Annotated in this window: 21 protein-coding genes and 1 pseudogene; 9 read left to right on the top strand and 13 right to left on the bottom strand. The window is 60.7% G+C overall.

Translation table 11 applies throughout. The annotated features are described in order from the left end of the window. On the bottom strand, nucleotides 1–2268 hold the full coding sequence (ptsP, locus tag N434_RS15795) for a phosphoenolpyruvate--protein phosphotransferase (RefSeq protein WP_110759159.1): 2268 nt from the start codon (nucleotides 2266–2268) through the stop codon (nucleotides 1–3). 174 nt (nucleotides 2269–2442) lie between these two features. Then, nucleotides 2443–3720: an aspartate kinase gene (locus N434_RS15790; RefSeq protein ID WP_065116412.1), complete on the bottom strand. Its 1278-nt coding sequence runs from the start codon at nucleotides 3718–3720 to the stop codon at nucleotides 2443–2445. Nucleotides 3721–4110: 390 nt separating this feature from the next. Here N434_RS15790 and N434_RS15780 point away from each other — a divergent pair, with 390 nt between their 5' ends. After that, nucleotides 4111–5961 carry a DEAD/DEAH box helicase gene (locus N434_RS15780; protein ID WP_065116395.1) on the top strand — a complete coding sequence of 617 codons (1851 nt, stop codon included), beginning with the start codon at nucleotides 4111–4113 and terminating at the stop codon, nucleotides 5959–5961. Nucleotides 5962–6061: 100 nt separating this feature from the next. Here N434_RS15780 and N434_RS15775 read toward each other — a convergent pair whose 3' ends face one another. Further along, complete coding sequence (locus N434_RS15775; protein ID WP_110759197.1) at nucleotides 6062–6511, bottom strand: hypothetical protein; 450 nt, start codon at nucleotides 6509–6511, stop codon at nucleotides 6062–6064. A 104-nt stretch (nucleotides 6512–6615) separates the two neighbouring features. On the opposite strand from N434_RS15775, the gene N434_RS15770 reads away from it, so the two are divergent. Then, a complete protein-coding gene (locus tag N434_RS15770; protein WP_110759158.1) occupies nucleotides 6616–7257 on the top strand; it encodes a TetR/AcrR family transcriptional regulator in 642 nt (213 codons plus the stop codon). Between the two features lie 65 nt (nucleotides 7258–7322). Here the strand turns inward: N434_RS15770 and N434_RS15765 are convergent, their stop codons facing one another. After that, on the bottom strand, nucleotides 7323–8561 hold the full coding sequence (locus N434_RS15765; RefSeq protein WP_110759156.1) for a saccharopine dehydrogenase family protein: 1239 nt from the start codon (nucleotides 8559–8561) through the stop codon (nucleotides 7323–7325). Between the two features lie 60 nt (nucleotides 8562–8621). Further along, entirely contained in the window at nucleotides 8622–9719 is a 1098-nt protein-coding gene (gene nspC / locus N434_RS15760; RefSeq protein WP_065116391.1) for a carboxynorspermidine decarboxylase, read from the bottom strand. A 281-nt stretch (nucleotides 9720–10000) separates the two neighbouring features. Between nspC and N434_RS15755 the strand changes: the two genes are divergently transcribed. The 3 genes from N434_RS15755 (at nucleotide 10001) to galE (ending at nucleotide 11949) form a co-directional block, all read left to right on the top strand. Beyond that, entirely contained in the window at nucleotides 10001–10345 is a 345-nt protein-coding gene (locus N434_RS15755) for an ElaB/YgaM/YqjD family protein (protein ID WP_020009943.1), read from the top strand. 11 nt (nucleotides 10346–10356) lie between these two features. Next, nucleotides 10357–10794: a hypothetical protein gene (locus N434_RS15750; RefSeq protein ID WP_065116390.1), complete on the top strand. Its 438-nt coding sequence runs from the start codon at nucleotides 10357–10359 to the stop codon at nucleotides 10792–10794. 171 nt (nucleotides 10795–10965) lie between these two features. Next, on the top strand, nucleotides 10966–11949 hold the full coding sequence (gene galE, locus N434_RS15745) for a UDP-glucose 4-epimerase GalE (RefSeq protein WP_110759154.1): 984 nt from the start codon (nucleotides 10966–10968) through the stop codon (nucleotides 11947–11949). Between the two features lie 102 nt (nucleotides 11950–12051). Here galE and N434_RS15740 read toward each other — a convergent pair whose 3' ends face one another. After that, nucleotides 12052–12627, bottom strand: coding sequence for a PRC-barrel domain-containing protein (locus N434_RS15740; protein ID WP_110759153.1), 576 nt, complete (start codon nucleotides 12625–12627; stop codon nucleotides 12052–12054). A 238-nt stretch (nucleotides 12628–12865) separates the two neighbouring features. Between N434_RS15740 and N434_RS15735 the strand changes: the two genes are divergently transcribed. Continuing rightward, nucleotides 12866–14584 (top strand): sensor histidine kinase, encoded by a 1719-nt coding sequence (locus N434_RS15735; RefSeq protein ID WP_065116387.1) that lies wholly within the window; start codon nucleotides 12866–12868, stop codon nucleotides 14582–14584. Between the two features lie 274 nt (nucleotides 14585–14858). On the opposite strand, the gene N434_RS15730 is transcribed toward N434_RS15735, so the two are convergent. Both N434_RS15730 and N434_RS15725 read right to left on the bottom strand, forming a co-directional pair. Further along, a complete protein-coding gene (locus tag N434_RS15730) occupies nucleotides 14859–15842 on the bottom strand; it encodes a sensor histidine kinase (protein ID WP_065116386.1) in 984 nt (327 codons plus the stop codon). 101 nt (nucleotides 15843–15943) lie between these two features. After that, nucleotides 15944–16738 carry a response regulator gene (locus tag N434_RS15725; RefSeq protein ID WP_065116385.1) on the bottom strand — a complete coding sequence of 265 codons (795 nt, stop codon included), beginning with the start codon at nucleotides 16736–16738 and terminating at the stop codon, nucleotides 15944–15946. Between the two features lie 138 nt (nucleotides 16739–16876). Here N434_RS15725 and N434_RS15720 point away from each other — a divergent pair, with 138 nt between their 5' ends. After that, entirely contained in the window at nucleotides 16877–17083 is a 207-nt protein-coding gene (locus N434_RS15720; RefSeq protein ID WP_065116384.1) for a NepR family anti-sigma factor, read from the top strand. Continuing rightward, nucleotides 17083–17649 (top strand): RNA polymerase sigma factor, encoded by a 567-nt coding sequence (locus N434_RS15715; protein WP_003508744.1) that lies wholly within the window; start codon nucleotides 17083–17085, stop codon nucleotides 17647–17649. Before N434_RS15720 ends, N434_RS15715 begins: the two co-directional genes overlap by 1 nt. Before the next feature lie 248 nt (nucleotides 17650–17897). On the opposite strand, the gene N434_RS15710 is transcribed toward N434_RS15715, so the two are convergent. Next, on the bottom strand, nucleotides 17898–18368 hold the full coding sequence (locus N434_RS15710; protein ID WP_110759151.1) for an Lrp/AsnC ligand binding domain-containing protein: 471 nt from the start codon (nucleotides 18366–18368) through the stop codon (nucleotides 17898–17900). A 175-nt stretch (nucleotides 18369–18543) separates the two neighbouring features. On the opposite strand from N434_RS15710, the gene putA reads away from it, so the two are divergent. Further along, nucleotides 18544–22218, top strand: a complete 3675-nt coding sequence (gene putA, locus N434_RS15700) for a trifunctional transcriptional regulator/proline dehydrogenase/L-glutamate gamma-semialdehyde dehydrogenase (RefSeq protein ID WP_065116383.1) — start codon at nucleotides 18544–18546, stop codon at nucleotides 22216–22218. A gap of 40 nt (nucleotides 22219–22258) precedes the next feature. On the opposite strand, the gene N434_RS15695 is transcribed toward putA, so the two are convergent. From N434_RS15695 to amaB, 4 genes and pseudogenes are all read right to left on the bottom strand, one after another. Then, the gene (locus N434_RS15695; RefSeq protein ID WP_065116382.1) at nucleotides 22259–23080 is read right to left on the bottom strand and encodes an ABC transporter ATP-binding protein; all 822 of its coding nucleotides are present in this window, start codon (nucleotides 23078–23080) and stop codon (nucleotides 22259–22261) included. An 8-nt stretch (nucleotides 23081–23088) separates the two neighbouring features. After that, the gene (locus N434_RS15690; RefSeq protein WP_110759149.1) at nucleotides 23089–23868 is read right to left on the bottom strand and encodes an ABC transporter permease subunit; all 780 of its coding nucleotides are present in this window, start codon (nucleotides 23866–23868) and stop codon (nucleotides 23089–23091) included. 15 nt (nucleotides 23869–23883) lie between these two features. Beyond that, nucleotides 23884–23985 (bottom strand): annotated as a pseudogene (locus tag N434_RS26230) (sulfonate ABC transporter substrate-binding protein); the annotation flags it as partial. Nucleotides 23986–24248: 263 nt separating this feature from the next. Then, nucleotides 24249–25778, bottom strand: a complete 1530-nt coding sequence (gene amaB, locus N434_RS15685; RefSeq protein ID WP_077768042.1) for an L-piperidine-6-carboxylate dehydrogenase — start codon at nucleotides 25776–25778, stop codon at nucleotides 24249–24251. Nucleotides 25779–25857 lie beyond the last annotated feature (79 nt).

The raw sequence follows: 25857 nt of genomic DNA, 5'->3' as shown, positions 1-25857 counted from the left end.
TTAAATGGGAATGGAATGCGCTGCGGCAAAGCGTAACAACACCTCGCGCCCGCTTTCCAGCGAATTATGATCGTCGAGCACGGCATTCAGCTCATCGGCCAGACGCGCGGCGTCGAGGCCGAGCAGCATGGCCTTGACCGGGCCGATTGCCGTCGGCGACATGGAAATCGACCGGAAACCAAGACCGATCAGCGCCATGGCGGTCAGTGGCTTGCCCGCCATCTCGCCGCACAGTGTGACCGAGGTGTGATGCCTTTCGCCAGCCCGGACGATATCCCGCAGGATGCGCAGGAACGGCTTGCCGAGATTGTCGAAACGATCCGAAACCCTTGCATTGCCACGATCGACCGCCATGGAGAACTGGAACAGGTCGTTCGAACCGACGGAAACGAAATCCACCTCCTGCATCAGCTCGTCGAGCTGCCACATCAGCGATGGCACTTCCAGCATCGCGCCGAATTGCAGCTTCTTCGGCAGCGCATGGCTGAACTTCGAAAGATGCTGCACTTCCTTCTGCAACAGATCGCGTGCCGCGCGGATTTCGGACACTTCCGTCACCATCGGCAACATCATCCGCAGTTCCGCTCCGGAGGCAGCCCGCAGCAACGCCCGCATCTGCGTGCGCATCAGGCCCGGCCGGTCGAGCGACAGGCGGATCGCCCGCCAGCCCAGCGCCGGGTTTTCCTCTTCCTGGCCGCGCATATAAGAAACGACCTTGTCGCCGCCGATATCCAGCGTGCGGAAGGTGACGCTCTTGCCCTTGGCCTGCCGCAGCACGGAGCGGTAGAAGGCCTCCTGCTCCTCGCCCTTCGGCATGTTGGAGGCGATCATGAATTGCAGCTCGGTGCGGAACAGGCCAATGCCGTCGGCGCCGGATTCGTCAAGCTGCGGCAGGTCTACCAGAAGGCCCGCATTCATCTTCAGATTGACCTTCTGGCCATCCTTGGTGATCGGCTCGACATTGCGCAGCGCGCGGAACTGCTCCTGCCGCCGGGCGCGAAGCCGCACTTTTTCCTCATAGGCGCGCTGCAAATCCGACATCGGGCGCAGATGCACCTGACCGTCATCGCCATCGATGATGATGGGATCGTTGTTTTCGGCGAGTGCGACGATACCGGTCGCCTGCCCGATGATCGGAATGCCCATGGCACGCGCCACGATGACGACATGGCTCGTCACCGCGCCATCTTCCAGCACCAGACCGCGCAATTTTTCGCGCGGATAATCGAGCAACTCGGCAGCGCCCATGGCGCGCGCAAGCACGATGGCGTCGAGCGGGAAATCCTGCTCCGGTCCACGTCCGCCGAAACCGATCAGCTGCCGCAGCAGCCGGTTGGCGAGATCGTCGAAATCATGCATGCGCTCGCGCAGATAAGGATCGGTCAGGCGCATCATGCGCGCCTTGGTGTCGCTCTGCACCTTCTCGACCGCCGCTTCCGCCGTCAGGCCGTTGCGGATCGCCTCTTCCATGCGCCGCACCCAGCCCTGATCATGGGCGAACATGCGGTAGGTCTCGAGAACCTCGCGATGCTCGCCTTCGGTCGGCACGTCGCGGCGCTGCAACATGTCGTCGATGGAGAGCCGCAGCGAACCGATGGCATCGGCAAGACGCCGGATTTCCGTGTCCGCATCCTCATTGAGCAGATTGGTGACGACGATGCGGGGATCGTGCAGCACGACGTGACCAAGACCGATACCCTCACCATAGGCGTCGCCATCGATGGAGACGGCGCGCGTCAGGTCCAGCTCCACGCCGGGGCGGGTGATCTTCTTCAACTCGCCGCTCGCCACTATTTCAGCGATAAGCATCGCGGTTGTCTCGAGCGCTTCAACTTCATCCTCCCGGTACGTTCGGCTGGCCTTGTTCTGGACCACAAGAACGCCAAGAGTGCGACCGGAGCGCAAAATCGGCACGCCGAGGAAGGAATGATAAATTTCCTCACCGGTTTCAGGAAGATAGCGGAAAGCGGGATGCGCCTGCGCATCGGAAAGATTGAGCGGCTGGGCGGAAGCGGCGATGGTGCCGACAAGACCTTGCCCCATTTTCAGCTGGGCAAGATGCACGGCATCCTTGTTGAGACCTTCGGTGGCGTAAAGCTCCAGCACGCTGTCGGAACGCAGCACGTAGACCGAGCAAACCTCCGCCACCATGTTGCTGGCAATCTGACGGACGATCTGGTCCAGACGATCCTGCGGTTCAAGGTGCTCCGCCATCATTTCGCGCAGCCGCTTGAGCAGGACGCGCGGACCTGCGGAAAGGTCTCTCATCGCGTTTGCTCCCCGACACTTCCGATCCGAATGTCATAATATTCGAGAATCGAAACGTCATTTAAAAATTTATAGCGCCAGAAGCGCGTCCCGCAAGGGACACGCTTTCATGAAACGCCACATCGGAAGAACGCAACTCCGAAGAATCGGAGTATCGGGAACCGATGTCTCGGCTTAGCTCTTATCGAGACCGTAGGCGGAATGCAAAGTGCGAACCGCAAGTTCGGCATAGGCGCCGTCGATCAGGATCGAAATCTTGATCTCCGACGTCGTGATGGCCTTGATGTTGATGTTCTTCTCGGCAAGTGCCTTGAAGGCGCTTGCGGCAACGCCGGCGTGGCTGCGCATGCCGATACCGATGACCGAAACCTTGGCGAGACCCGTCTCGTTCTGCGCGACATCGAAACCGATCTGGGCCTTGTTGTCTTCCAGAACCTTGAGCGCCTTGGCAACGTCGCCCGAAGGAACGGTGAAGGTCATGTCGGTGCGCGAGCCGTCTTCGGAGATGTTCTGCACGATCATGTCGACATTGATATGCGCTTCCGCGAGCGGACCGAAGATCGCGGCGGAAACGCCCGGACGGTCGGCCACGCGGCGCAGCGAGATCTGTGCTTCATCCTTGGCATAGGCGATGCCGGTTACGACTTCCTGTTCCACGATTTCATCCTCGTCACAAATCAAAGTACCGGGCGGGTTGATGAGGTCGCCCATGCCCGGCGCATCGGGATCCTCGAAACTGGAGCGAACGAAGGTGCGCACCTTGTGTACCATGGCAAGCTCGACCGAGCGAACCTGCAGAACCTTAGCGCCGAGAGAGGCCATTTCGAGCATTTCCTCGAAGGCGATCTTCTTCATGCGGCGAGCCTTGGGCTCGATGCGCGGGTCGGTGGTGTAGACGCCGTCGACATCGGTATAGATGTCGCAACGGTCCGCCTTGACGGCGGCGGCAATCGCAACGGCGGAGGTGTCCGAGCCGCCGCGACCGAGCGTCGCGATGCGATTATCCGGGCCGATGCCCTGGAAACCGGCAACGACGGCAACCTGTCCCTCACCCATGCGCTTGACGATGTCGGACCCGTCAATCTCGAGAATACGGGCGGCGCCATGCGCATTGTCGGTACGGATCGGAATCTGCCAGCCCTGCCAGGAGCGTGCATTGATGCCCATGGATTGCAGGGTGATCGCCAGCAGACCGGAGGTGACCTGCTCGCCGGATGCGACAACCGCGTCATATTCGCGCGCATCATAAAAAGAGGCGGCGTTGGTGCCGGCCACTTTCGCAGCATTCTGCACCCAGTCCACCAGCTCGTTGGTTTTGCCGGACATGGCGGAAACGACCACGGCCACTTCATGGCCGGCATCCACTTCGCGTTTCACATGCCGTGCGACATTGTGAATGCGTTCGAGGTTCGCGACGGACGTGCCGCCGAATTTCATGACAATGCGAGCCATAGCCTTGACCAGTACCATCCCATTTTCCCGCCGGCTCGTTCAAAGAGCGGACGGACAAGAACAAACCCAGTCGGCCCTTCCTGACAAAGAGCCTCAAGTTGCGGGTCTCTTAGCGAAAAGGAGGGGGGCACGCAATGCCGTTTATGAACCATGCGGTACGCCTTTTTCGCAGCGCCGGGCGTGAACAATGGCGCGATGAAAACGGCGGGCGGATAAAGCACCCGTAAAAGAGCGTACCGCAGTGCACTGTACAAACCGGCCCATTCGCAGTATGAGCGCGGCAATGCAACCGGCCAGATGGCCGAAATGGCCTGTATCGGCTGCCCCGGAGACTTTAGGACCTATTGGTTTCGGGCGGATGCGGGCAGCTTCATATCCGAAAGACGGTAGATGACAGACACCCAGGGTATCGCCCCGGCGATCGCGCAGGCGTTGGAAAAACGCGGCTATAAAGACTTGACCCCCGTGCAGAAGGCCATGCTTGCGCCGGAACTGGCCGAAAAGGACGCGCTGGTTTCCGCGCAGACCGGTTCCGGCAAGACGGTCGCCTTCGGCATTGCACTGGCGCCGACCCTTCTGCCGGAGAATGGCCGCTTCGGTCAGGCTTCCGCACCGCTGGCGCTTGCCATCGCGCCGACCCGCGAACTGGCCATGCAGGTGAAGCGCGAGCTGGAATGGCTTTACGAATTCGCCGGGGTCTCCATCGCATCCTGCGTCGGCGGCATGGATATCCGCACCGAGCGCCGGGCGCTGGAGCGTGGCGCCCATATCGTCGTCGGCACCCCCGGGCGTCTGTGCGACCACATCAAGCGCGGCGCGCTTGATCTCTCCTCGATCCGCGCCGTGGTGCTGGACGAGGCGGACGAGATGCTCGATCTCGGTTTCCGCGAGGATCTGGAATTCATTCTGGAGGAATCCCCGGAAACCCGCCGCACCCTGATGTTCTCGGCCACCGTGCCGCGCAGCATCGCCAAGCTGGCCGAAAGCTACCAGAAGAACGCAGTACGCATCGCCACCGCTTCCGAACAGAAGCAGCATGTGGATATCGAATATCGCGCCATGCTGGTAACGCCGGCCGACCGCGAGAACGCCATCATCAATGCGCTGCGCTTTTACGAAGCCCGCAACGCCATCGTCTTCTGCTCCACCCGTGCGGCAGTGAACCATCTGACGGCGCGGCTCAACAATCGCGGCTTTGCCGTCGTTGCTCTCTCCGGCGAACTCACCCAGAACGAGCGCACCCACGCGCTGCAGGCCATGCGCGACGGCCGCGCCCGCGTCTGCGTGGCGACCGACGTTGCCGCCCGCGGCATCGACCTGCCGGGTCTCGAACTCGTCATCCATGCCGACCTGCCGACCAATTCCGAAACGCTTCTGCACCGCTCCGGCCGTACCGGCCGCGCCGGTCAGAAGGGCGTCAGCGCCATCGTGGTACCGGTCAACCAGCGCCGCAAGGCAGAACGCCTGCTGGACGGCGCCAAGGTCAGCCCGGCATGGGTACGTCCGCCTTCCGCCGAAGAGATCGTCGAGCGTGATGGCGCCCGTCTTCTGGCCGATCCGTCGCTCACCGAGGCCGTGGCCGAGGACGAACGCGATTTCGTCACCAGACTGCTCGAACAGCACGGCGCGGAAAAAGTCGCCGCCGCTTTCGTGCGCCTTTACCACGCCGGACGTTCCGCGCCCGAAGACATCGCCGAAGTCTCGCTGGACAACAATCGCAAGCCGCGCCGCGACAGTTTCGAGACGGTCGAAAACAATGCGCCGCGCCGCGAACGCTCTGATTTCGCCGACAGCGCCTGGTTTTCGCTGTCCGTCGGCCGCAAGCAGAGCGCCGAGCCCCGCTGGCTGATCCCCATGCTCTGCCGTTTCGGCAAGATCACCCGCCAGGATATTGGCGCGATCCGCATGCAGCAGACGGAGACCTTTGTGGAACTGGCGGCCGATGCCGTCGATCGCTTCACCTCCGCCATCGGCAAGGACATGACGCTCGAAAAGGGCATTCGCCTGAAGGCGCTCGAAGGCAAGCCGGAAATGACCGGCGGCTTCCGCGAAGACACGCGCCCGGCAAAGGCGCAGCGCAAATTCGGCAAATCGGACCATGCCGGCGGCGAGCGTGACGACCGCAAGGGTGGTGACGACAAGCCCTGGAAAAAGAAGAAGCCCTTCGGCGACAAGCCGAAATACGAGGGCAAGAAGGACAAGCCCTTCGAAAAGCGTGGACCGAAGCCGACGAAGGGCTGAGGACGCCCCGGCTTTCAGGTTTATCGAGATAAAGGTCCCGTTTGCACGGGACCTTTTTTATTGCGCCATCGCAACGCGACCGCTGCCGACATTCCTGCGATCAGTCTTTGGTTGTCACTTCGACAAGAGCCGTGACCGGCTTGCCGTCGACCAGAACGGGCCGGTGGTGGTCATCTGCCAGCAGAATGCCGATGACGTGCCGGCCGGTTGGGCTTGGGCAATGTCCGAACCTTGCCTTGATGAGATCACCGCCGAAGTCGCTGTTCATGCTGTTATAGGCCCGGCCGGGAATGTTGCATGTATCACCCGAAGGGTCGATTTTCATATGCACATGGCCGCATTGGCCGTCTCCTCCACACTGCCCGGCGGGAAGCAGCTTGAAGCTGCTTTTCACGACGACGCCGATGGCCCGTTCGGGATCATGGCCCAATTCGATGACATCGCCCGCTTGCGGCCACACGATTTCCAGCTTCGGGCTGTCCTGCGCATGGGCGGCGGCGATCGGGAAAAATGCAAATGCGAGAGTGATTTTTAAAACCGGGTGCACCATTGAAATCTCCATATCTCAATGTAATCGATGCTTACATCAAGCTTCATTTCGACGCAATAAAATAATCAGTGATTACATCTCGATTTGGTGCTACCCCAAGGCCCATGGAAAAAGCTCAGGACAAGAAGACGGGACGCGACAGGCCCTACCACCACGGCAATCTCGTCGATGAACTTGTTGCGGCAACGATCGCAATCATCGAGGAACGGGGCGCTGAAAATGTTTCCGTCCGTGAGGCCGCCAAGCGTGCCGGCGTCTCGCCGGGAGCGCCATTCAGGCATTTCCGTTCAAAAGCGGCCTTGATGACCGCTGTTGCGGAGCAGGCCATGAACCGGCTGACGGAATCCGTCGAAATCGCGAGAGCGCAGGCCGGCGATGAGGACCCGCTTGTCGCCTTCGAAGCCATTGGCCACGGTTATCTGCGCTGGGCGCTGGCCAATCCGACGCATTTTGAGGTCATAAGTTCGCGAACGCTGATCGACTTCAATTCGTCCGATATTTTACGTGAGCAGAACGACGCCATAAGGCGCCTGATGATCAGCCTGTTGATGCGGGCGCGTGAAAACGGCCAGCTCCCCCACGGCCTCGATCTGGATCAACTCGTGCTGGGCGCCCGCGCGCTGGTCTATGGCCTTGCCCGCATGGCAATCGATGGACATTTTCCGGAATGGCATGTTGCCGAGCCCCCTTCGGAGGCAATGCACAAAACGCTGCATCTGTTCATAGGGCAGCTCACCAGAAGCTGAGGCCGCCATTAAAAAGCCCCGCTTTCGCGGGGCTCCATTGTCTCGACAGATCAGAGCACCATCACTCAGAATGTGAGCGCGCGGTCGCCGTTCTCGTCCTTGATGCGGTTCGGCAGGCCGATCCTGTTCAGGAGGTTGAGGAACGGCTTCGGCGGCAACTCTTCCACATTGGCCATCTGCTTCACGTCCCATTCACCTGTCGCGATGAGCATGGCAGCGGCGACCGGCGGAACGCCCGCGGTGTAGGAAATGCCCTGCGAGCCGACTTCTTCGTAGGCTTCCTTATGGTCGGCCACGTTGTAGATGAAGACTTCGCGCTCCTTGCCGTCCTTGATGCCCTTGACGATATCGCCGATGCAGGTCTTGCCGACGTAATCGGGCGCCAGCGAAGACGGATCGGGCAGCACGGCCTTGACGACCTTCAGCGGCACGACTTCGAGACCTTCAGCCGTCTTGACCGGCTTTTCGGACAGAAGGCCGAGGTTCTTCAGCACGGTGAAGACGTTGATGTAGTGATCGCCGAAGCCCATCCAGAAGCGCACATCCGCGCCGTCCATGTTCTTGGACAGCGAATGCACTTCGTCGTGACCCGTCATATAGGCCTTCTGCTTGCCGACGACCGGCAGGTCGAATTCCTGGCCGACTTCGAACATCTGGTTCGTCTGCCACTCACCCTTCTGCCAGGAATAGACAACGCCCGTGAATTCGCGAAAGTTGATTTCCGGATCGAAGTTGGTCGAGAACCAGCGGCCGTGGCTGCCGGCATTGATATCGACGATATCGACCGAAGTGACCTTGTCGAAATACTCGTCCTTGGCGAGACGCGCATAGGCGTTCACCACGCCCGGATCGAAGCCGACGCCGAGAATGGCGGTCAAGCCTTTTTCCTTGCACTCTTGCGCGCGCTTCCACTCGTAGTTTCCATACCACGGCGGCGTCTCGCAGATCTTGGTCGGATCCTCGTGGATCGCCGTATCCATATAGGCAACACCCGTGTCCATGCAGGCACGAAGAACGGACATGTTGACGAAAGCCGAACCGACATTGATGACGATTTCCACGCCGGTTTTCCTGATCAAGGCCTTCGTCGCCTCGATATCCATCGCGTCAAGCGCATGGGCCTCAAGTTTCACATCTGTCTTGAGGCTCTTCTTTTCGCGTACGGACTCGACAATCTTGCGGCACTTTCCCAAAGTCCGTGACGCAATATGAATGTCTCCCAATACATCGCTGTTCTGGGCGCATTTATGCGCCACGACCTGTGCTACGCCACCGGCGCCGATGATCAGAACGTTCTTCTTCATTTCAGGTGATGCCTCCTTTTCCCCGCGGGGATGAGCTTCGTTTCATGTTAAAAACAGGGTTTAAGACAGGCTTTGCTCGAAATCGGCAAAGTCGAATTCACGAACGGCGCGAACGGTGCCGTCCAGTTCCTTGATGGCGATCGCCGGCATCTTCACGCCGTTGAACCAGTTCTTCTTGACCATGGTATAGCCGGCCGCATCCTGGAAGGAGATGCGGTCGCCGACCTTCAATTCCTTGTCGAAGCGGAAGTCGCCGAAAATATCGCCGGCAAGGCAGGACTTGCCGCAGACCATATAGGGATGCTCGCCTTCGTTCGGCGAAACCTTGGCGGTTTCGCGATAGATCAGCAGATCGAGCATATGGGCTTCGATGGAGCTGTCGACGATGGCCAGATTCTTGCCGTTGAACAGCGTGTCGAGAACCGTCACTTCCAGCGTCGTGCTCTTCGTAATCGAGGCTTCGCCCGGCTCCAGATAGACCTGCACGCCGTATTTTTCCGAAAACGCCGCCAAGCGGTCGCAGAACTGGTCGAGCGGATAATTGTCACCGGTGAAGTGGATGCCACCACCGAGGCTCACCCATTCGGCGCGCGACAGCAGCGATCCGAACTTTTCCTCGATCTGCGTCAACATCCGGTCGAACAGGGAGAAATCGCCGTTTTCGCAATTGTTGTGGATCATGAAGCCGGAAATGCGGTCCATGACCTTGTCGACCTTGGCCACGTCCCATTCGCCCAGCCGGCTGAACGGGCGCGCGGGATCGGCAAGATCGAAGCTTGAGGAGCTGACCTGCGGGTTGAGGCGCAGACCGCGCGTGATACCGGAAGCCTTGTCGGCGAAACGCTCCAGCTGACCGATCGAATTGAAGATGATCTTGTCGGCATTCGCAATCACCTCGTCGATTTCATAATCGGCATAGGCGACGGAATAGGCATGGGTCTCGCCGCCGAATTTCTCGCGGCCGAGACGCACCTCGTATAGCGAGGACGAGGTGGTGCCATCCATATATTGCGACATGAAATCGAACACCGACCATGTGGCGAAGCATTTCAGCGCGAGCAGCGCCTTGGCGCCGGATTTTTCCCGCACATAGGCAATCTTCTCCATGTTGCGAAGAAGTTTTGTCTTGTCGATGAGGTAATAGGGCGTCTGGAGCATGTCGTTTCACATATTGATTGAAGTCAAGGTACGTCTCGATGATGGGCCTTATAGGATGCTTGTGACAGGAAAACAAATGTCCGGCACCGAATTCCCGGAAAATCGCCCCCGAGCCGAAATGCCCATGAAGAAAACACCTCCCCTTGCGGAACCAAGCCGGCATGGGTGCGTTTGAATGGCGGACAGGCGGGTGTTCCGCCGCCGTAACGAAGGTTCGTGAGCGGCGGCAGTCTGGAACATGCCGCCATTCCCATCAACGATGTTCAGGAAGGACTTCACCTATGGCAAGCGTGCGTAGCAGCGTGAATGACAAGATCCAGCAATCCCTCGAAAACGGTGATGCGGCCGATGTGGCAGCGCAGCTCGCCCAGCTTCGCGAAGATCTGGCAAATCTTGCCAAGAGCGTGAAGGCGCTCGGCGTCGGAGCATCGCACGAACTGAAGGCGCAGGCAGCCCGGGTGGCCGATGATGCGCTCACCGCTTCCGGAGAGATGGCCGACAGCGTCCGCAGCGAAATCTCCACGCTGAACGACAATCTGACAGACCACGTCCAGAAAAATCCGCTCCAGTCCCTCGGCATCGCCGTCGGCGTCGGTTTCGTGCTTGCCCTTCTCACACGTCGATAAGGCGGCCGCTCATGCTTGAGGCATTGCTGGTCTATCTGGGAGACACCCAGCGCGAAGGACGCGTGGTCACACGGCGCCTGCGCGCCACCATCATCCTCTGGGTGTTGACCGCGGTCTTTTTCCTGATCGCCTTCGTGGCCGCGGTGGTGGCGGGGTCCATTTACCTCGCGCATCATGTCGGGGCAGGCCCGGCGGCGCTGGTCGTTGCCGGCTCGGCCTTCCTGCTTGGCGTCATCATGCTGGTGGCGCTGGCGATCGTTAAACGCCCGAAAGCCTATGCCGCAAGACCGGTCGCGCCGCTGACGGCCGCTGCTCCGCTAACGGCAGCGCCTCTGGCCCTGCAGTCGCTGCTGACCCTTGCCATTCAGGCACGGCCCTACGCAACGCTAGCCGTGGCTGTCGCTGCCGGTTTTCTGGCCACCAGGGTCAATACGAAAAAGCCCAAGTAACTTCTTGGCGGCATGACAGGGCAAACCGCGCATCCACAGCATGGATGCGCGGTTTTTTTTATGTTACCCGCGAAGGATAGATTGGTTGATGGCATCCTGCGCCACGCCGCCCTTATTTGAACAAAGTGACATACAGTCTCGGCGCGTCCGTAATTTTCTGAAAGGCGATTGATGAAGAAGAAAGTCCTTGTCGTCGGCGGTGCCGGCTATATCGGTTCGCACACCTGCCTTCTCCTGTCTGAGCGAGGATATGAACCGGTCGTTTTCGACAATCTGTCCAACGGGCATGAGGAATTCGTCCGCTGGGGGCCCTTCGAACAGGGCGATATCCGCGACCGGGCGCGGCTCGACGAAGTCTTCGCCAAACACCGGCCGGAAGCCGTTCTGCACTTCGCCGCGCTGATCGAAGTCGGCGAATCGGTCAAGCAGCCCGTCGCCTTCTACGATAACAACGTCATCGGCTCGCTCAACCTGCTCTCGGCCGCCATCGATGCCGGCGTCACCGCCTTCGTGTTTTCCTCCACCTGCGCCACCTACGGACTGCCGGAACAGGTGCCGATCGACGAGACGCACCGGCAGGTGCCGATCAACCCCTATGGCCGCACCAAATGGGTGGTGGAGCAGGCGCTGAAGGACTACAGCACCTATAAGGGGCTGCGTTCGGTCATGCTGCGCTACTTCAATGCCGCGGGCGCGGATTTCGAAGGCCGGATCGGCGAATGGCACAAGCCCGAAACCCATGCGATCCCGCTGGCCATCGAGGCGGCTCTCGGACGGCGTCAGGGCTTCAAGGTGTTCGGCACGGATTACGACACGCGCGACGGCACCTGTGTGCGTGACTACATTCACATTCTCGACCTTGCCGATGCGCATGTGCGGGCGGTGGATTATCTGCTCGCCGGCGGCGAAACCGTGGAACTCAATCTCGGCACCGGCACCGGCACCACGGTAAAGGAACTGCTGGCAGCAATATCCGACGTTTCCGGCCGCCCCTTCCCGGTCGAATATACCGGGCGGCGCGACGGCGATTCCACCACCCTTGTCGCCAATAATGACAAGGCGAGAGAAGTTCTCGGATGGGAACCGCGTTATTCGCTGTCGGATATCATCAGATCCGCCTGGGCATGGCATTCCTCGCGCAACGCCGGAGATTGAGCAGCCCGCAGGCCAAAACAAAAAGACACCGGCCGAGGGCCGGTGTCTCCCGCGGGACGGCTTTTAAGAGCCCGGTCCCGCTCCTGCCTCCCAGGTATGGGATCAAGGCTTGGTCGCGGATGTCGTCGTGCTGTCCGGCGCCGCCGGAGTTGCCGCATTCTTCTCGCTGGCCTTCTGTTCCAGCGTCTTGAATTCGGGCGCAGCCTTCAGCGTTTCCGCCGTTTCCGTGGTTGTCAGACGGATGGTACCGTCCTGCGCATTGCGGGTCATCGTCACCTTGTCCATCGGCACGGCCACATCCTTTGCGCCGATGCCGAGGAAACCGCCGACACCGATCACGGCCGCGACGAGGCCGCCATCTTCTTCCATGATGAGATTGGTGACGTTACCGATGCTCTCATCGGCTGCGGTGTAGACCGACTTGCCGATATAGTCATTGGCGCTGATCTGGGTTTCGCCCTGCTCGGTTATATAGGCGCCGCCCGTGGTCGTGGCAGCGCTGTCATTGGCCGAAGGGGCGGCAGGCGTCATCGGAGTTGCAGGCGGCGTTGCCGGCTCTGTCTGCGCGCCCGGATTTGCCGGTGCGGGCTGGGTGGTGCCCTGAGCGATGGCCAGCGGCGCGAAAGCCGTCGTGCCCATCAGGGCGGCGGTGACGAGTATCGTAAGTTTCTTTGTCATTTCGTACCTTCCTTTCATCGTTCTCAACTGGCCGGGCGATGATTGATTTTACTTTCGCTCCCGGGCCGGTTCGTTTTGCAAACGGGCTCGTCGTTGAAATAGTTCCGATTTTTTCCGGTCACGCCGATGCAATTGTCGCGTGTTGCAACAACCGAAGGTAAAAAACAGGCATTGCTAACGGGGGACAGCGCGCTATTATCCCTGCCGTAACAATGCCATAACTGCCGGAGTTTTTTGTATGCCTCCACCCGGCGACAGACTGAAAGACATGATCTCGGCTTTGCGTCGGCGCAGCGCGAATTTTTTCCCGACCGCCTCAATCGGCACCTATCTGGTGGTGATGGCAACCGTCATCACCCTGCCGCTGATTCTTTTCGTCGGCTATCTGATGCTGCGGCTTGAAGCCGAAAAACGCGACGACCTGCAGAGGGAAACCATCGAGGATGTCCGGGTCGTCAGCCGCAACATCGACCGTCGCCTGCAGGAAATGGCCACCTCGCTCAACCTGCTGTCGCAGTTTCCCGAGCTTGAGAGCGGCAATCTCGCGGCGTTTCAGGGGCGTGTCGCCGAAAGCCTGAAAAGGGAGGGCCTTTACGCCCTTCTTGCCACCAAGGACGGCCAGCAGCGCCTCAACACCCGGCTGCCCTATGGCCAGCCTCTCGGCAAGGTGCCGGCCGAGGCAAATCTGGCCAGGGCGATCGATTCCGGCCGTATCACCGTTTCCGACATGTTTTTCGGCTCCACCAGCAAGGAATGGGTATTTAACGTCACCATGCCGCTCGATCCGGACCTTGGATCAGCCGGCGACGCGCTGATCCTGACGCAGAATGCCAGCGATCTCAGCCGGCTCATTCCCACGGAAAACCTGCCGCGCAACTGGGCGGTCGCCATCATCGATGGCACCAACCGCGTCGTCGTTTCCAGCGCGCAGGATGAGGCGGAAGTGGGCAAGCCCTTTGTCAACCCCGCCATACTTTCGGAAATGCAGGCCTTCAGCGGCAATTTTTTCGATGGCAAGGGCAATCTCTATGCCTATGCGCAATTGCCGGGCTGGCAATGGAAGACCGTGATGTGGGGACCGCTGGCCGCAAGCCAGGCGGCGCTGATCGACACCTGGCGGCAGATGATGATCGGCAGCCTTGTGCTGGTGCTGATCGCCATCGGCGGCGCCTATCTGGTCGGGCGGCAATTGCGCAGCTCCATCCGCGATCTGACCCACATGGCCGAGCGTATCGGTGAAGGCGAGATCGTGGCCCCCGTCGATACCAAGATAAAGGAGGCCAACCAGGTCGCCATCGCGCTTTCCAACGCCTCCTTCGACAGGAGCCAGTCGGAAGAGCGGCTGCAACTGCTGCTGCACGAACTGGTTCACCGCTCCAAGAACATCCTGACGCTGGTTCAGGCGATGATACGGCAACTGGGCCGGGAAAATAAAAGCATTCCGGAGTTCCAGAAGGAGGTCGACCACCGCCTGCGCGGTCTCGGCATGTCCATCCGCGCACTGGCGGAGGTTCAGTGGCAGGGCCTGCCGATCCGCAAGCTGATCGAGACCCATCTCGACGTTTTCGGCACCGTGGCCGAACGTGTCGTGCTGGAGGGAGAGGATTTCATGCTTTCGCCGGAAGCGGCGCAGAATTTCGGGCTCGTGGTGCATGAGCTGACGACGAACTCCATCAAATATGGCGCCCTTTCGGTTCCGGCCGGAAAGATAATTGTAAGCTGGAAGCCGCTCGAAAAAGACGGTCGGCAAATGCTGCATCTCGTCTGGACGGAAACAGGCGGGCCGCCCGCGACCGAGCCGAGCCGCAAGGGTTTCGGTACCACCGTCATCAAACGACATGCGGAAGGCGCGTTCGGCGGGCATGTGACGACGGAATATCGCGACACCGGTTTTGAATGGTCTCTGGAAGCGCCGATGCGCTATTTCGCCCCCAAGCGGCCCGAGCAGACGCATTGAGGCATCCCCTCGCGGGCCGCTTGAATTTGGCCCCTGAATTTGGCCATTGTCAAAAAAATTGCATTTTCCGGGAACCGAATGCGGCAGTGCGCATTTTTACTGCAGGCCAAGCAATTCCCCCGTCCCCGCCTGAAGCTTGGCTGAATATAAACGGGTTTCGCCCCTGAAAACCCGTCATAAAATAGCACGGCTCTCCTATGGGCCGTGCTTTTTTATTATGGTCCTGCGCTATGGGAGACGGGCGCCCGGCATCATCCACGCCCCCGCAATTCTGTCAGGAATCCGCGCCGTCACCCGAAGGGAACTTCAGGCGGTAGACGATCCGCTCCGGTGTCAGCTGGTATTCGGCGCTCCCTCCGAGAGCCGATGGCACCACCTTTTCCAGCACCACGCTGCCGAAGCTGCCGCGCCGGGCCTCCACCGGTTCCTTCGACGGCATCATCGGCTCGTTCCATTCGACGATATAAAAATCGCCGTCCTGCCGACACTGAAGAGAGATCGGCGGATGATAGGCGAGATTGCCGCTGTGGCTGACGGTATTGACCACCAGTTCGTGAAAGGCGAGCCCGATATAAAGCGCCCCGTTCGGGTTGAGCAGAAGGTTCTCGCCTTCCATGTGGATGAGGTTGGGATATTCCGGCACATAGAGATCGAATTGCTGCCGCAGAAGCTCGAATATGCGCGCGCCGCGCCAGTCCGAATCCGTGATGAGATCCTGGCTCTGGGCAAGCGCGTGCAGGCGGCCCCGGAACTTGCGCAAAAAATCATCCTTGGTGAGGCTGAAACGGGCCGTCTGGCCCGCAAGGCTCTGGATGATCGCCAAAAGGTTCTTGGAGCGGTGGCTGACCTCGCGCAGCAGCGAGCGCAAAAGCTGCTCGCGCCGCCTTTCCGCCGTCACTTCGCGAATGGTGGTTTTCATCACCATCTGGTTTGACTGATTGAAGGTCGAATGGACCTGGAACTGGAAGACACGGTCCTTGCCGGCATTGACTTCCAGCATGCCACGGCTGCCCGCCGTCACCATATCCTTTTTCAGCTCGGCAAGCCGAACCGACAGGTCATTGCCGAACAGAATTTCATCGGTGGGATGGGAATCGGCTGGCAGCTTCCAGACATCGGGAAGATTGGCAACGAATATATAGTCGCGGTTCCAGTCCTGAAGCAGGACTGTCTCACCTGAATCGAGCAAGGCAAGGATAAGCGAATCGTGCAGCTCGCCCTCGTCCCTCTCCGCGTTATGCCATGCCAGCCGATGCAAATTCGTCTCCTTGCAGAAAGCCGCAGGTCAAGCCCACGACCGTAACCGCCAACGCCCGGGGACCGTACTGGTTCCCGGCCCGCCCGCAGTTTCGGCAAATTTCACGCTGCGACGCGAGAGCTTTCGTTGAAAAACAGGGCCTGGCTGATAAGCGCTTTCACCATGTCCGGATTGAAGGGTTTCGTCACAAGGAATGTCGGCTCGGGCCGCTCGCCCGTCAAAAGACGTTCGGGGAAGGCCGTGATGAAGATGACCGGGAGGGTGGTCATCTGCAGGATGTCCTTCATCGCGTCGAGACCGGAACTGCCGTCCGCAAGCTGAATATCGGCAAGGATCATTTTCGGCTGGGTACGGTGGAAAAGGTCGAGCGCCTCGGTATGCGTGCGGGCGATGCCGGTGACACGGTGGCCGAGATCGGTGACCATCTGTTCGATATCCATGGCGATGAGGGGTTCATCCTCGATGATCATGATATCGGTCGCGACCTGGCGGGCGATTTCGGAAGCCGCTTCGTCGATCAGTCCGCCGACCTGGTCTTCCGACACTTTCAGAACCTCAGCGGCCTCCGAAGGCGTGAATTCCTCAACCGTCGTCAGCAGGAAGGCCTGGCGGGCAAGCGGCGGCACGGCGGAGAGGTTCGCGGAAGCGCGCTTTTCCCATCCCGACAGGTTTTCGTCGGCCTTAATATTGATCGTGACGGAACTAAAGATCGATACGAACAATTGATAGAGCGAAACGCGATCGCTGGTTGTCTGCGGGAAGATGCTGATATCGGCGATCAGAGCTTCGAGTGTTGCCGCAACATAGGCATCGCCCGTGGATTGTGAGCCGCAAACGGCACGCGCGAACCTGCGCAGATATGGCAGGTGCGGTGCGATGCGTGTAGAAACTGACATGGAATTCTCCCCTTTCATGCGGTCTGCAACGCAAACCCAAGATAGCAACGTGCGCATCGCAAAAAAAGTTCCGGGCCGCCGGAACTATTTTTTTCACCGCGCATTCTTTGCCACGACACAAAAGGAATACCGGACGTTATGAGCATATTTCAATCGGACCAAGATCAGCCGGATAATTCGGCCGCCCCCCAGGTTCCGCACTCCGGGCGGGCGGTGATTTCCCGCAAGCTCAGGGAGCTTTATGATGCCGTTCAGGATGAAGGCATCCCTGACAAATTCCTCGACCTTCTCGAAAAACTCGATGAAGCCGAAAGCAAAGCCAAAATGAAGGCTTCGGAGGAATGATGGCGAAAGAGCCGGAGCAGACAGAATACAATTTCAAGCGGGAAATGCTGGCGGCGCTGCCGAACCTGCGCGCCTTTGCGATTTCGCTCATCCGCTCGCGGGACCGTGCCGACGACCTCGTGCAGGACACGATCATGAAGGCATGGGCGAAACAGGACAGCTACCAGCCGGGCACCAATATGCGGGCATGGCTGGTGACGATCCTGCGCAACGAATTCTACAGCCAGATCCGCAAGTCGGGACGTGAAGTGCAGGATACGGATGGGGTCTATACGTCGCGCCTTTCAGTGCCGCCGGAACAGCATGGTTCCGTGGACCTTCAGGATTTCCGCGCCGCGCTCGCAAAGTTGCCGGATGACCAGCGGGAAGCGATCCTGCTGATCGGCGCCTCGGGTTTTGCCTATGAGGAAGCCGCCGAGATTTGCGGTTGCCCGGTCGGCACGATCAAGAGCCGCGTCAGCCGCGCAAGACTGCGCCTGCAGGAATTGCTCGGCATCGAAAACGAAAACGAATTCGGCCCGGACGCGCAGATGAGCGCGGTCACCGCCGCCGCGACGGCACGCTGAGAGCGCTGAATTCGAACAGTGGCGAACGGGCAGGCCTGCGTCTGCCCGTTAAAACGATGACAAAGGCCGCAAACCTCTCCTCCGTCATGCCGGACTTGATCCGGTATCCAGCCACGGCGCGTCTGCGCCGTGAAAAGACTCTCTCGCGATCAATGACTTGATCGCACTGGACCCCGGATCTAGTCCGGGGTGACGGTGTGCGGATGATACGGCGAGCGCGCGCCAACCACTGTCTCCGTGTTACCCCTTCAGATACCCGTTTCCTTGACCGATTGCATGACCACGAAGGTCGAGGTGTTGGCGACCGATGGCAGGCTCGAGATTTTCTCACCGAGCACCCTTCGGTACTTGCGGATATCGCTGGTGCGCACTTTCAGGAGATAATCGAAGGCGCCGGCGATCATGTGGCACTCCTCCACCTCCTTGATCTTGCGCACCGCCGTGTTGAACTCCTCCAGAGCCTTTTCGCGCGTATCGGAAAGCTTGACCTCGGCGAAGGCGATATGATCGACGCCGAGCTTGTGCGGATTGAGCACGGCCCGGAAGCCAAGAATATAGCCCTCGTCCACCAGCCGCTTCAGCCGTGTCTGGCACGGGGTCTTGGAAAGACCGACCCTCTTTGACAGTTGCAGCACGGACATGCGCCCGTCCTCGCTGAGCGCCTCGAGAATCTTGAGATCGAAATGGTCCAGATCGTCTGTTTTTTGACTATTTGCCATGTCTTTTTACGCCATATCCGAATAATAAAAGTGCATATTACCTGTTTTATCCTGAAAATAAGGCCATAGCAATTTCCTCTGTGATGCTATTGTCAGCGGCAGGATGAAAAGCGGCGGGCGGAGGACACGCGGCCGCCGAAGGTCTGTCTTCAACAGCGTTTTCAGGATTTTCAGAATGGCCGATGGTGCAAGCAACGCCGGTGTAGTGGCGAACGGTATTTTCCAGAATTTTGCGCCGCCGGTGCGCGAGCAGAGCCTGCTGCGCAAGGCGATCACCGCCGCCTATCGCCGCCCGGAGGAAGAATGCCTGGCGCCGCTGATCGAGGCGGCAACGGTGACGGCTGAGGAGGCGAAAGCCATTCGCGACACCGCCCGCAAGCTGATCGAGGCTCTGCGCGCCAAGACCAGGGGCACCGGCGTCGAGGGGCTGGTGCAGGAATATTCGCTTTCCAGCCATGAGGGCGTGGCGCTGATGTGCCTTGCCGAAGCGCTGCTGCGCATTCCCGACACCGCCACCCGCGATGCGCTGATCCGCGACAAGATCGCGCGCGGTGACTGGAAGTCCCATATTGGCGGCGGGCGCTCGCTCTTCGTCAACGCCGCCACCTGGGGCCTCGTCATCACCGGCAAGCTGACCTCGACGGTCAATGACAGAGGCCTTTCGGCGGCGCTGACCAAGCTGATCGCCCGCGCCGGCGAACCCGTCATCCGCCGTGGCGTCGATATGGCCATGCGCATGATGGGCGAGCAATTCGTGACCGGCGAAACCATCGGCGAGGCGATCAAGCGTTCGAAGCCGCTGGAAGAGCAAGGCTTCCAATATTCCTACGACATGCTGGGCGAAGCCGCGACCACCGCCAAGGATGCGGAGCGTTATTACAAGGACTACGAAAACGCCATCCACGCCATCGGCAAGGCGTCCGCCGGCCGTGGCATCTATGGCGGCCCGGGCATTTCCATCAAGCTTTCGGCGCTGCATCCGCGTTACGCCCGCGCGCAGGCCGAGCGGGTGATGGCGGAGCTTCTTCCGCGCGTCAAATCGCTGATGCTGCTCAGCAAGAAATACGATATCGGCCTCAACATCGATGCGGAAGAAGCCGACCGGCTGGAACTGTCGCTCGATCTTCTGGAGGAGCTGGCGCTCGACAGGGACCTCGCAGGCTGGAACGGCCTCGGTTTCGTGGTGCAGGCCTATGGCCGCCGCTGCCCCTTCGTTCTGGACTACATCATCGATCTCGCCCGCCGCTCGGGCCGCCGCATCATGGTGCGTCTTGTCAAGGGCGCCTATTGGGATGCGGAAATCAAGCGCGCGCAGGTGGAGGGGCTGGAAGACTTCCCGGTCTTCACCCGCAAGATGCACACCGATGTTTCCTACATTGCCTGCGCCCGCAAGCTGCTCGACGCGCGCGATCTGGTCTTCCCGCAATTTGCGACCCACAACGCGCAATCCATGGCGACGATCTACCATCTCGCCGGCCCCGGCTTCAAACTCGGCGACTATGAGTTCCAGTGCCTGCACGGCATGGGCGAACCGCTTTACAGCGAAGTCGTCGGCAAGAAGAAGCTTGACCGGCCGTGCCGCTTCTATGCCCCCGTCGGCACCCATGAGACGCTGCTGGCCTATCTCGTTCGCCGCCTGCTGGAAAACGGTGCGAACTCTTCCTTCGTCAACCGCATTGCCGATCCCGCCGTGCCGGTGGATTCGCTGCTGGAAGACCCGGTCACGGTGGTCAAGGCCTATGCCGTACCCGGCGCGCGTCACGACCGCATCGCCGCACCCGAAGGCCTGTTCGGCCCGGAACGCAAAAATTCCGCTGGCCTCGATCTTTCCAGCGAAACGACGCTCGCCGCATTGGACAAAACCCTGAAGGCTGGTGCTGCGACGGAGTGGAAAGCGTCGGCACCGCAGGCAGGTGGCAACACGCGCCCGGTTCTCAATCCCGGCGACCACAATGATATCGTCGGCCATGTGACCGAGCCGACTGAAGACGATGTCGAAGCTGCAATGCAGCGGGCAGCGGCCTCAAACTGGCCCTCCACCCCGGTGGAAGAACGCGCCGCCTGCCTAGAGCGGGCCGCTGACGCCATGCAGGCCGAAATGCCCGCCCTGCTCGGCCTCATCATGCGCGAGGCGGGAAAATCCATGCCGAACGCCATTGCCGAGGTGCGCGAGGCCATCGACTTCCTGCGTTATTACGCGGCGGAAGCCCGCAGGAACTTCAAGAGCGGAGAAACCCCGCTCGGCCCGGTCGTCTGCATCAGCCCATGGAATTTCCCGCTCGCCATCTTCATCGGTCAGGTGACGGCGGCGCTGGTTGCCGGCAATCCGGTTCTGGCAAAACCCGCCGAAGAAACGCCGCTGATCGCGGCGCAGGGCGTGCGCCTGCTGCATGAGGCCGGCGTTCCGCAGGATGCCGTGCAGCTTCTGCCGGGCGACGGCAAGACGGGTGCCGCACTTGTTGGCTCACCCCTTACAGCCGGTGTGATGTTCACGGGCTCGACGGAAGTGGCGCGGCTCATTCAGGGCCAGCTTGCCGGCCGGGTTCTCGCCAATGGCCAGCCGGTGCCGCTGATTGCCGAAACCGGCGGCCAGAACGCCATGATCGTCGATTCCTCCGCACTCGCCGAACAGGTCGTCGCCGATGTCATCGCATCCGCCTTCGACAGCGCCGGCCAGCGCTGCTCGGCATTGCGCATCCTCTGCCTGCAGGAAGATGTGGCGGACCGCACGCTGACCATGCTGAAGGGCGCGCTGCATGAATTGCGCATCGGCCGCACCGACAAGCTTTCCGTCGATGTCGGCCCCGTCATTACCGCCGAGGCGAAGGGCATCATCGAAAAGCACATCGAGGGCATGCGCGGGCTCGGCCATCGCATCGAACAGATCACGCTTGCCGGCGAAACCGGCAAGGGCACCTTCGTGCCGCCGACCATCATCGAGATGAAATCGCTCGCCGATCTGAAGCGCGAAGTCTTCGGTCCGGTGCTGCACGTCATCCGCTTCAAGCGCGACAATCTCGACCGGCTGATCGATGAGATCAACGCCACCGGTTACGGCCTGACCTTCGGCCTGCATACCCGTCTTGACGATACGATCCAGCATGTGCTGTCACGCGTCGCGGCCGGCAATCTTTATGTGAACCGCAACATCATCGGCGCGGTTGTCGGCGTGCAGCCCTTTGGCGGGCGCGGCCTTTCCGGCACCGGCCCCAAGGCCGGCGGTCCGCTCTATCTCGGCCGCATGACACAGATTGCCCCAAAGATAGACCGGGTTGCGAGCCAGCAGGATCAGGCCGCAGTCGATCTTGCCCGCTGGCTGGATGAAAACGGCGAAACCGTTGCGGCCGAAGCCGCACGGCAGACGGCAGTTCTTTCCGGCCTCGGCTTCGAAACCGAGCTGGCGGGTCCCGTCGGCGAGCGCAATGTCTATGCGCTGCATCCGCGTGGAAAGGTTCTGCTGGTCCCGGCAACCGAACAGGGGCTTTACCGCCAGCTTGCGGCAGCGCTCGCGACCGGAAACGCGGTTGTCATCGACAATGCTTCGGGACTGGAAAAGTCGATCTACGGCTTGCCGGCAACCGTGACCTCTCGCATCGTCTGGGCGGATGACTGGGCGAAGTCCGGTCCCTTCGCCGGCGCGCTGGTCGAGGGCGATGCGGAGCGTATCGTGGCCGTCAACAAAAAGATCGCCGCCCTGCCCGGCCCGCTGGTTCTCGTACAGGCCGCGACGACGGAAGTGCTTTCCGGGGAAAGCCAGCCCTATAATCTCGACTGGCTGGTGGAAGAAGTCTCCGTCAGCGTCAACACCACGGCCGCCGGCGGCAATGCCAGCCTGATGAGCATTGGTTAAATCAGGTTCGGGCGGGGTCTCGGCCCTGCCGGCTCATGCCTCACCCGTTGCTGTCGCCACGGCCGAAGAGCTGGTTCAGAACCTGCTCTTCCAGCCTTGCGAATTCCGCCGTGCCATGACGGCGCGGACGCGGCAACTTCACATCGAGATCGAGCGCGATGCGCCCTTTATCGATGACGACAATGCGATCCGCAAGCGCCACGGCCTCCGAGACGTCATGGGTGACGAGAACGGCGGTGAATTTCTGCTTGCGCCAGATGCGCTCCAGCAGAAGCTGCATTTCGATGCGGGTGAGCGCATCGAGCGCGCCGAGCGGCTCATCCAGCGCCAGGATTTGCGGATGGGCCACCAAGGCACGCGCCAGCGCCACGCGCTGTTTCTGGCCGCCGGAAAGCACATAGGGCCATTCGCCAGCCCGGTCCTTCAGTCCCACCTCGTCGAGAATGGCAAGCGCCTGTTCCTGCGCCGCCTCGCCTCTGGCGATGCCGGTCAGCCCCACGGAGACGTTGCTCGCGATACGTTCCCACGGCAGAAGGCGCGGCTCCTGAAACATCATGCGGGTGCGGCTCGATACATCCTTCGAGACGGTTCCGGTCGTCGGCGTGTCGAGGCCGGCCAGAATACGTAAAAGCGTGCTCTTGCCGCAGCCGCTCTTGCCGATGATGGCCAGAAACTCGCCTTCCCGCACATCGAGATCGATGCCGCGCAGAACCGGTTTGTCGCCGAAGCTCTTCACCACATTGCGGAAGCTGAAGGCGACCTTGCCTTCGGTCGTTTTCTCGCGTTGTTCGATTTTCCCCTGCGACGGGAGGGATGGCGGGGCATCCGGGCGTCTCAGCGTCGTCACATTGCCGGTCGACATGGGTTACCTCAGACTTTCTTGAAGGCTGGATGCCATTGCAGGAAGATGCTTTCGAGGAAGCGGGCGAAACTGTCGGCCAGCTTGCCTAGAAGCGCATAGATGAGGATCGACAGAACCACGACGTCGATCAGCAGGAACTCGCGCGCCTGCATGGCCATATAGCCAAGGCCGGACGAGGAAGAGATGGTTTCGGCCACGATGAGCGTCAGCCACATGATGCCGAGCGCATACCGCAGGCCGGTGAAAATGGCGGGCAGCGCGCCGGGCAGGATGACCCGCCGGAACAGCGTGAAGGGCGACATGCCATAGGTGCGACCCATTTCCACCAGTTGCGGATCGACACCCTGAATGCCGAGCAGCGTGTTGATGTAAATCGGGAAAAACACCCCGAGCGCGACGAGGAAAAGTTTCGCCTCCTCATCGATGCCGAACCAGAGGATGACCAGCGGAATGAGCGCCAGATGCGGAATGTTGCGGATCATCTGCAGCGTCGTATCGGTGAAACTGCGGGAGAATTTCGAGAGGCCATTGGCCAGCCCGAAGATGAAGCCGATGGAACCGCCGATAGCGAAACCAGCCAGTGCGCGGGCGGAACTGACACCGATATTGGCGACAAGCTCCCCCGATAGCAGAAGCCGCCAGAAGGCTTCCGCGACGGCGGAAGGGGCCGGCAGCACATTGGCGGAAATCAGGCCGGCGCGCGCCGCCGCCTCCCAGCCTGCAAGAATGAGTGCGGGAAGCAGCCAGCCCGTGGCTCCGTCAATCCCGATGCGCTTTGTGGTGCTCACGGCGTTTCCTCCGGCTCAGTTCGTCGCGCCCGACCAGACGGCATCCTTGATGCTGATCTGTTTCGGGATCAGGCCGAGACCATAAAAGCGATCGGCGGTTTCCTGCTGGCGGGTGATGGCTGGCATTTCATCTCCTTGTCACCAGCCCCTCTGGCCAGCCTGCGATATGGAGCAATGCTAGGTTTTTCTATTAAAACGATAGAGAGACGATAATTCAATGTGAGCAATGTTGCGGGAATAAAATTTCGCGCAAATGCATCTTTTCCGCAAATCGTCGTGAACGTTCCCGCCTGAGCCATCGCATGGAAATGCCGGCGCGGATGACGCCGCGCCGGCATGATGGATCAATTTCTCTATCGCCGATGCGATTGGCGGGGCGATTATTCGATATCGAAGGAAACGCCCTGCGCCAGCGGCAGAGCCTTGGAATAATTGACCGTGTTGGTGGCGCGGCGCATATAGGCCTTCCACGCATCCGAACCGGACTCACGGCCGCCACCGGTTTCCTTCTCACCGCCGAAAGCACCGCCGATCTCCGCGCCGGAGGTGCCGATATTGACATTGGCAATGCCGCAATCGGAGCCTTCCGACGACAGGAACCGTTCCGATTCCTGAATGTCGCGGGTGAAGATCGACGACGAAAGGCCGGCGGCGACGGCGTTATGGGCGTCGATTGCCTGATCCAGATCGCTATATTTCATGACGTAGAGGATCGGCGCGAAGGTCTCTTCCAGCACGGGGCCAACCTGCTTCGGCATTTCGACCAGAGCGGGCTTCACATAATAGGCATCCGCCGCGCCGGTATCCACGCGGCCGCCGCCATTCACCACGCCGTCATGGGCTTTCGCCGCTTCGAGCGCCTTCTGCATGCCATCGAAAGCCGCCTTGTCGACCAGCGGGCCGACAAGTGCCGATGTTTCCAGCGGGTTGCCGACGGAGACGGAGGCATAGGCCTTTTTCAGGCGCGGCACGAGCTGGTCGTAAACGCTGTCATGCACGAAGAGACGGCGAAGCGTGGTGCAGCGCTGGCCGGCCGTGCCCATGGCGCCGAAGGCAATGGCGCGCAGCGCCATGTCGAGATCGGCGGAAGGGCAGACGATGCCGGCATTATTGCCGCCGAGTTCCAGAATGGCGCGGGCAAAACGTTTCGCCAGACGCGGGCCGACATCGCGGCCCATGCGGGTGGAGCCGGTGGCGGAGACGAGCGGCACCTTGGGATTGTCTACCAGAGCTTCACCCACGGCGCGATCGCCGATCAGCAGCTGGGACAGACCTTCCGGCGCGTCGCCGAAACGGGCGGCGGCGCGTTCGAAGATGCCCTGAACCGCCAGCGCCGTCAGCGGCGTCTTTTCCGAAGGCTTCCAGACCACCGAGTTGCCGCAGACGATGGCGAGCGCTGCATTCCACGACCAGACGGCGACGGGGAAGTTGAAGGCCGAGATGACGCCGACGACGCCGAGCGGATGCCAGGTCTCCATCATGCGGTGGCCGGGACGTTCGGTGGCGATGGTCAGGCCATAAAGCTGGCGGGAAAGACCGACGGCGAAATCGCAGATATCGATCATTTCCTGCACTTCGCCGAGACCCTCGGACGGGATCTTGCCCGCTTCCAGCGACACGAGACGGCCGAGATCGGCCTTGAAGGCGCGCAGCTCTTCGCCGAGCAGCCGGATCAACTCACCACGACGGGGTGCCGGCACGTTGCGCCACTGCTTGAAGGCGGCATCGGCCCGGTCGACCACGGCTGCGACACCTTCAACCGAAACGGTCTTGAGACTGGCTACCTGCTCACCCGTCACCGGGCTGAAGGACGCCATATCGCCACCGGTATAAAGATCACGGGCAACGCCCATCCTGTCGAGCAGGGCGGCGGCTTCCTGTTTCACGTCAAGCTTCGTGGTAGCATCCATGTCCATGGTCCTTTTGGTTGAAAGGGGAGGAAAGGCCGTTTCGATACGGCGCTTTCAACTCCCGTCACTCGTCTTTCCC

The sequence above is a fragment of the Rhizobium sp. UGM030330-04 genome (assembly GCF_003208455.1).
GTDB classification, from domain to species: Bacteria; Pseudomonadota; Alphaproteobacteria; order Rhizobiales; family Rhizobiaceae; genus Agrobacterium; species Agrobacterium rhizogenes_A.
The sequence above is the reverse complement of the archived record's forward strand: the minus strand, read 5'-3'. Positions and strand labels throughout refer to the sequence as shown.

Bases quoted from the DNA above. Each gene is read 5' to 3' on its own strand.
- N434_RS15715 (WP_003508744.1), top strand. From the start codon at position 17,083: ATGGCGAAAGAGCCGGAGCAGACAGAATACAATTTCAAGCGGGAAATG.
- galE (WP_110759154.1), top strand. From the start codon at position 10,966: ATGAAGAAGAAAGTCCTTGTCGTCGGCGGTGCCGGCTATATCGGTTCG.
- N434_RS15780 (WP_065116395.1), top strand. From the start codon at position 4,111: ATGACAGACACCCAGGGTATCGCCCCGGCGATCGCGCAGGCGTTGGAA.
- N434_RS15765 (WP_110759156.1), bottom strand. From the start codon at position 8,561: ATGAAGAAGAACGTTCTGATCATCGGCGCCGGTGGCGTAGCACAGGTC.
- ptsP (WP_110759159.1), bottom strand. From the start codon at position 2,268: ATGAGAGACCTTTCCGCAGGTCCGCGCGTCCTGCTCAAGCGGCTGCGC.
- N434_RS15770 (WP_110759158.1), top strand. From the start codon at position 6,616: ATGGAAAAAGCTCAGGACAAGAAGACGGGACGCGACAGGCCCTACCAC.
- N434_RS15695 (WP_065116382.1), bottom strand. From the start codon at position 23,080: ATGTCGACCGGCAATGTGACGACGCTGAGACGCCCGGATGCCCCGCCA.
- putA (WP_065116383.1), top strand. From the start codon at position 18,544: ATGGCCGATGGTGCAAGCAACGCCGGTGTAGTGGCGAACGGTATTTTC.
- N434_RS15710 (WP_110759151.1), bottom strand. From the start codon at position 18,368: ATGGCAAATAGTCAAAAAACAGACGATCTGGACCATTTCGATCTCAAG.
- N434_RS15775 (WP_110759197.1), bottom strand. From the start codon at position 6,511: ATGGTGCACCCGGTTTTAAAAATCACTCTCGCATTTGCATTTTTCCCG.
- N434_RS15755 (WP_020009943.1), top strand. From the start codon at position 10,001: ATGGCAAGCGTGCGTAGCAGCGTGAATGACAAGATCCAGCAATCCCTC.
- N434_RS15735 (WP_065116387.1), top strand. From the start codon at position 12,866: ATGCCTCCACCCGGCGACAGACTGAAAGACATGATCTCGGCTTTGCGT.
- N434_RS15790 (WP_065116412.1), bottom strand. From the start codon at position 3,720: ATGGCTCGCATTGTCATGAAATTCGGCGGCACGTCCGTCGCGAACCTC.
- N434_RS15725 (WP_065116385.1), bottom strand. From the start codon at position 16,738: ATGTCAGTTTCTACACGCATCGCACCGCACCTGCCATATCTGCGCAGG.
- N434_RS15750 (WP_065116390.1), top strand. From the start codon at position 10,357: ATGCTTGAGGCATTGCTGGTCTATCTGGGAGACACCCAGCGCGAAGGA.
- N434_RS15740 (WP_110759153.1), bottom strand. From the start codon at position 12,627: ATGACAAAGAAACTTACGATACTCGTCACCGCCGCCCTGATGGGCACG.
- amaB (WP_077768042.1), bottom strand. From the start codon at position 25,778: ATGGATGCTACCACGAAGCTTGACGTGAAACAGGAAGCCGCCGCCCTG.
- nspC (WP_065116391.1), bottom strand. From the start codon at position 9,719: ATGCTCCAGACGCCCTATTACCTCATCGACAAGACAAAACTTCTTCGC.
- N434_RS15720 (WP_065116384.1), top strand. From the start codon at position 16,877: ATGAGCATATTTCAATCGGACCAAGATCAGCCGGATAATTCGGCCGCC.